Genomic DNA, 5,324 nt, shown 5'->3' on the forward strand with positions numbered 1-5,324 from the left:
CATAAAACTTGACAACATAGACAAGTTATGTTTAAGTCTTGAATCGGCTTTTTCAGGAGAAAAGAGTATTTTTCAATACACTTTTTTATGAATGTAGACAGAATTCTTCCTCCCCCTCCTCCCCATCCTCCCCATCCTCCCCATCCTCCCACAAGGGTTTCAAGAGTTCCTTATAAGGGATAGCTTATCCTTGGGGGGTTAGGGGGGATGGAGGGGGATGGAGAGCGCGGGACTTCCCCCCGGGGGAGTTAAAATTTTCAGAAATTCCCATCTTGTCTTCCATGATTGCCAGAAATTGCCAGGAATATTAATACTAGCAATTAGCTCCTAAGTTTTACCTACATATATACCTACATATAGAAGTCTATCCTCAGCAAAGGTAAGTCTTCATTTTCTGAAGCTCTCAAAGATCGCCCTAGAAATTTTCAATTTGGTTAAAAAATATAGATTGACTATTTTGTGGTAGGCAAAATAGTCAATCTATCAACCTATCGAAAAATGAATAGAGAAAAATTAGTTATTTTTAGCCAGAGGTAATTATTTATTATCCATTAATGAAAAAATACTTTGAATTCTCTCAACTGTCCGCTGATTTTCTTCAGGAGTTCCTACCGTAATTCTTAACCCTCCACCAGTATGACGAATCAAAGTTCCCTGAATTTTAAGTTGCTGCATTAAACTATTTAAGCCCTCATCTTGGGAAATTTCACTTATTAACTTTAATCCTTCATCTGTCAATCTGACATAGAAAAAATTAGCAGCACTTTCCCAAACCTTCAAAGCTGGAATTTTCGCAAAAGCAGTAAATAATTTACTTCTTTCTTTCAAAATTTCTGGGATAAAAGATAGTACATCTTGGCTATGAGAAAGCACTAATTTAGCAGCAGCTTGAGAAAAACTTGGTAAGTTGTAGGGAAGGCGAATTTTTTCCAAATTAATAATAATTTCTGGATGAGCTATGGCATATCCTACCCGCAGTGAAGCCAACCTAAAAGCTTTAGAAAAAGTTCTTAAAATAACCCAATTAGGATGTCGATCTAATTCTTCAACTACGGAAATTTGACTAAACTCAAAATAAGCCTCATCAATTACCACTAAAATATCATCTGGCAGACTCCGTAACCATGACAATTCTTCGGAAGTTAAAGCATTAGCAGTTGGAGAATTTGGGTGAACCACAAATACTACTCTTACAGCAGGATTTTTAGTTTGATTAATAGCATCTTGAGCAGCAGGAATATCTATTTCAAAATTTGCTTCTTTTCTCCCCATATTTATTACAGGAACTCCTAGGGTTTTAGCCAGAATAGAATACATAGAAAAAGTAGGAATTGCGGTTAAAATAGATCCCTGATTTTCCAAACAAGTAGCAATTAATAGAGAGCGAATTAATTCATCCGAACCGTTACCAACGGAAATATTAGAAGCAGAAATATTCGCCGAGGGAGTTGCTTCGTTTACATATTTTGCTATTGCTTCTTTAAGTTCTAAATGACTCCCATCAGGATAACGGTTTGTTTCAATTAACTGTTGATAATTCTCAGCTAATTTTTGCTTTAAATTGTCTGGTAAATCATAAGGACATTCATTAGTATCTAATCTATCCAAAGGAATTTCTGAACTACCACCAGGATGAGGAGTATAAGCTTTAAGGTTATTAAGGTCTGAACGAATAAAAGTGAACATAAGTTAATTAAATAATTTTTGCTTCTTAATTAGAGCTTATCATTGATTATAAACTTTACACAATTATTCAAAAAATCAAACTACAATAAATAATACCAAACCTGGTTATTATAAGCTGATTATGCAGTGAGGTAAAAAGTAAGCTTTAATAGTCAATAAAGGGAATATATAATTGGCTTTTCTAAATCGGATTTGGTATTATTTCTCTAGTTTTATGCCAAAATATATTTTTTCTCCACAAAACCTTACAATGCTGCACCTGTTAACACGAACTTTCTATTGTTGCCATCTTCGGTAGTAATGGAACGAAAAAGTACGCTAAGGCTTTCGGTGATGTATACTGTCTTAAAGTATTATATTTAAAGTTTTGATATGACAGATTTACAACTTGCATGGCAGAAAATAATAGACAAATTAGAATCACCGTCTACAAAGATATTATTTCAACAATGTGCAAAATTGATCGATTTAGATTTTGACAAAAAGAGAGCAATTATTTTTGTTGAAAAGTATTTTGCATTAAAAAAAATAATCGACAGTCGGTATAGCAAATTACAACAAGCTGTTTCTGAAGAATTAGGAGAAAACTTTAAAGCAATTTTAACAGACAATCAAAGCCTACCTTATAAAAATCGTTATGATGAAGATTTAGATTCAGATTCATCTAATTCAGTAAGTCTAACAGTTGAGGATTTTCAAGAAAGAAAACTTAAAATTCTACGTCAAATTGAACTTTCAAATAATACTACAAATTTAGAACCATTAAATAACTGTAGATTTAAAGATAATCCTATTAAATGGAAAAATTTGAATTTTCGTTCTCAATCAGAAGTAGAAATAGCAGAAGAACTTGACAAAAGAGGTATATGTTTTTTCCCAAATAGTGCCCTTAGATTGACAACCAAAAAAGGTCGTGAAAATAAAGAACCAGATTTTTTTGTATTGTATAATAAAAAATCTGCAATACTTGAAGTAGATGGGATATCTCATACACCTGAAAGACGAGTAGAAGAACAAGAAAGAGAAAGAGATTTTGAAAGAAATGGCATGAGGATTTTCCGTTTTGATTCAAATAAATGCTATAACAATCCAAGTTTAGTTGTTGATGAATTTTTAGAAATTCTGAATAATATTTAAAGTTAAGATTGACATTAGTTATTCAAGTTTATAAATCAAATATAAATACTCACAATTGGTATTAATAGCTAATAGATTACCGCTGAATGCTTATCATTTGATTACCTCATTTTTGAAATTAATAAGCTACTTGTTTAATTTCTGCTCTGTATCCTTGAGTTGATAATTTTTCAATTATTGGCATTACAAATTGGGATATTTATCCAGAAAGTTTCAGCCGAGGAAAAATTCTTACTTCTTTAGCAACTCGACACATTTCCAAAATTGATTCTAGATGAAATTATTCTGACTATTTGTCAGAATATAAAAATAGGAAATGACTGCATAAAGCTAAATCAAATTTTCTATTTTCAAAAGGTAAGTTCGGCAACTCAGCAGTTAAATAACGTTTTTGCTCAACTCCATTAGGAAAGTCTTGTAAAAATTTTTCCATAGCTGCCATTCTTACTTTTCCAAAATTTTCCGGTGACTGAAAATTGTGCCATAGAAAACGAGCGTAATTGACTTTTGCTTGGTCAATAATATTTTGATAAATTGCCTGAATACTTTGAGAAATTTCATCGGCATTAAACTGATATATTGAATCAAAAGAAATAACATTGTATCCTTGCAAAGTCATTTCATAATTAAAACTCAAAGGTCATTCTGCACAGTCAAGAATAGTTAAGTTTTTCTCTGCGGAAGTGAGGTCAAACATGGAAATATATTCGTTAAGATTCTTACTTCAAGGAACTACTTTTTATAGTGTAATTGTCATAGTTGGATAAGAGCGATCACTATTTTTCAGAAATAAGAATAAAAAGATAAATAATATCTAGGATTGGAAAACAGTTGATTCTCGGAATAAGTTTTTCATTTCTTTTTTATAGCATTCAGCTATTATGATTGGGATTAGTCATAAATTTGACCGAAATAATCAATTTTCTAATTAATGAAACAGCTCTACCTACAAGTTCCTAATACCAAATTCATGCATAGATAGTTACAGTATGAGAGCTAGGAGTTTGGTAGTGGGAAAAACTGTTTTCTCCAGTTTCCTTTAACTACTAATGTTGGGAAACTAAAGCATCCTCTAACTACTAAAAAAAATCAATATAGGAGTATTTTTTGAAACTGGTATAACCTACAAAAAGACTCGCAGAAAGTAAACTTCATTCCTATGGGAATAATTTAATTTCTGAGAAACCTAGTCTAAACTTTTCCTCCCAATACCTCACGCGACAAAACCTGATTTAACTTCCCACTCCGATATCCTTCTAAATCTAAAGTGACATAAATAAAGCCAAACTCTTGAAACTTTCCTACCAACTTAGGCAAATCTATTGTCAACACAAACTCCTTAATTTGTTCTGGCAAAATTTCAATTCGAGCAGTATCTTTTTCCGAACGTACTCGTAAATTTTTGAATCCCAAATCTCGTAAATATCTTTCCCCACGCCCAACCCTTTGTAACTTTTCTAAAGTAATTTCTTCCCCATAAGGAAACCGGGAACTTAAACAAGGTTGACCAGGTTTATCCCACCAAGGTAAATCTAACTCTTTAGCAAGTTGTCTAACTTCAAACTTACTAATTCCTACTTCTGCTAAAGGCGACCTTGCACCTCTTTCTTTTGCTGCTTGAATACCAGGACGATAATCTCGTAAATCGTCAGCATTTACTCCATCTACTACATAAGAATAACCTCGTTTTAACCCCAAAGGTTTGAGAGTATCATGCAATTCACTTTTACAAAAATAGCAGCGGTTTATTGGGTTAGAAGTATAGTTTTGATTCTCCATTTCATTAGTTTTTACCTCTTCATGGGAAATACCAATAACTGCTGCTTGAATTCGAGCATCTTCCAAATCTTCAGGTAATAAAGAAGGAGAAACAGCAGTTACAGCTAAAGCTTTATCGCCCAAAACATCATAAGCAATTTTAGCGATTAAAGTGCTATCTATTCCACCAGAGTAAGCAATTAAAGCTTTCTCCATTTCAGTAAATATATTTTTCAGTTCTTCTAGTTTTTTTGTCAACATTATCTTTATCAGTTATCAGTTATCAGTTATCAGTTATCAGTTATCAGTTATCAGTTATCAGTACCTCCTCCTAAAACCGGAAGCTTGAAACCTTATTTATTAATCATAAAGATAAATCAAGATAACAGTAAATAATTAGGGTTTGCTGATTAAATATCAAAAGCATTTACATATAAAACTTCAAGGCTTTTTCTGGTCACAAAAAGTGCCAAAAAATTACTAAATTAATCTTTAAGAAGGTATCTGTAAAATAAATCTCAAGAAACTCCTCAAATATCTATACTTAGTGGGTTACGGCGGTTAGATAAATATTATTTTATTTTGTGAGATTATTGCTGCCTAACCCACCCTACATCAAGGTTTAATTTTTTATTTATAGATACCCTCTAAAACTCTTGATTTTTCCTCACAAAAATTGTAAAAACGTAGAAAAATTAACACCTGCAACTATTGCATATTGCCTCCCAACCTATTTCCTATCA

The 5,324-nt window shown here is 32.2% G+C and carries 4 protein-coding genes; 1 reads left to right on the plus strand and 3 read right to left on the minus strand.

Translation table 11 applies throughout. The annotated features are described in order from the left end of the window. Positions 1-537: 537 nt before the first annotated feature. Positions 538-1,686, minus strand: a complete 1,149-nt coding sequence (locus F6K40_RS38500) for a histidinol-phosphate transaminase (RefSeq protein WP_293145057.1) — start codon at positions 1,684-1,686, stop codon at positions 538-540. Between the two features lie 372 nt (positions 1,687-2,058). Here F6K40_RS38500 and F6K40_RS38505 point away from each other — a divergent pair, with 372 nt between their 5' ends. Further along, positions 2,059-2,823, plus strand: coding sequence for a DUF559 domain-containing protein (locus F6K40_RS38505; protein ID WP_293145060.1), 765 nt, complete (start codon positions 2,059-2,061; stop codon positions 2,821-2,823). A 289-nt stretch (positions 2,824-3,112) separates the two neighbouring features. Here F6K40_RS38505 and F6K40_RS38510 read toward each other — a convergent pair whose 3' ends face one another. Both F6K40_RS38510 and larE read right to left on the minus strand, forming a co-directional pair. Next, positions 3,113-3,442, minus strand: a complete 330-nt coding sequence (locus tag F6K40_RS38510) for a hypothetical protein (RefSeq protein ID WP_293145063.1) — start codon at positions 3,440-3,442, stop codon at positions 3,113-3,115. Between the two features lie 572 nt (positions 3,443-4,014). Next, complete coding sequence (gene larE, locus F6K40_RS38515) at positions 4,015-4,842, minus strand: ATP-dependent sacrificial sulfur transferase LarE (protein WP_293145066.1); 828 nt, start codon at positions 4,840-4,842, stop codon at positions 4,015-4,017. Positions 4,843-5,324 lie beyond the last annotated feature (482 nt).

Source organism: Okeania sp. SIO3I5 (assembly GCF_010672085.1).
Classification (GTDB): Bacteria; Cyanobacteriota; Cyanobacteriia; order Cyanobacteriales; family Microcoleaceae; genus Trichodesmium.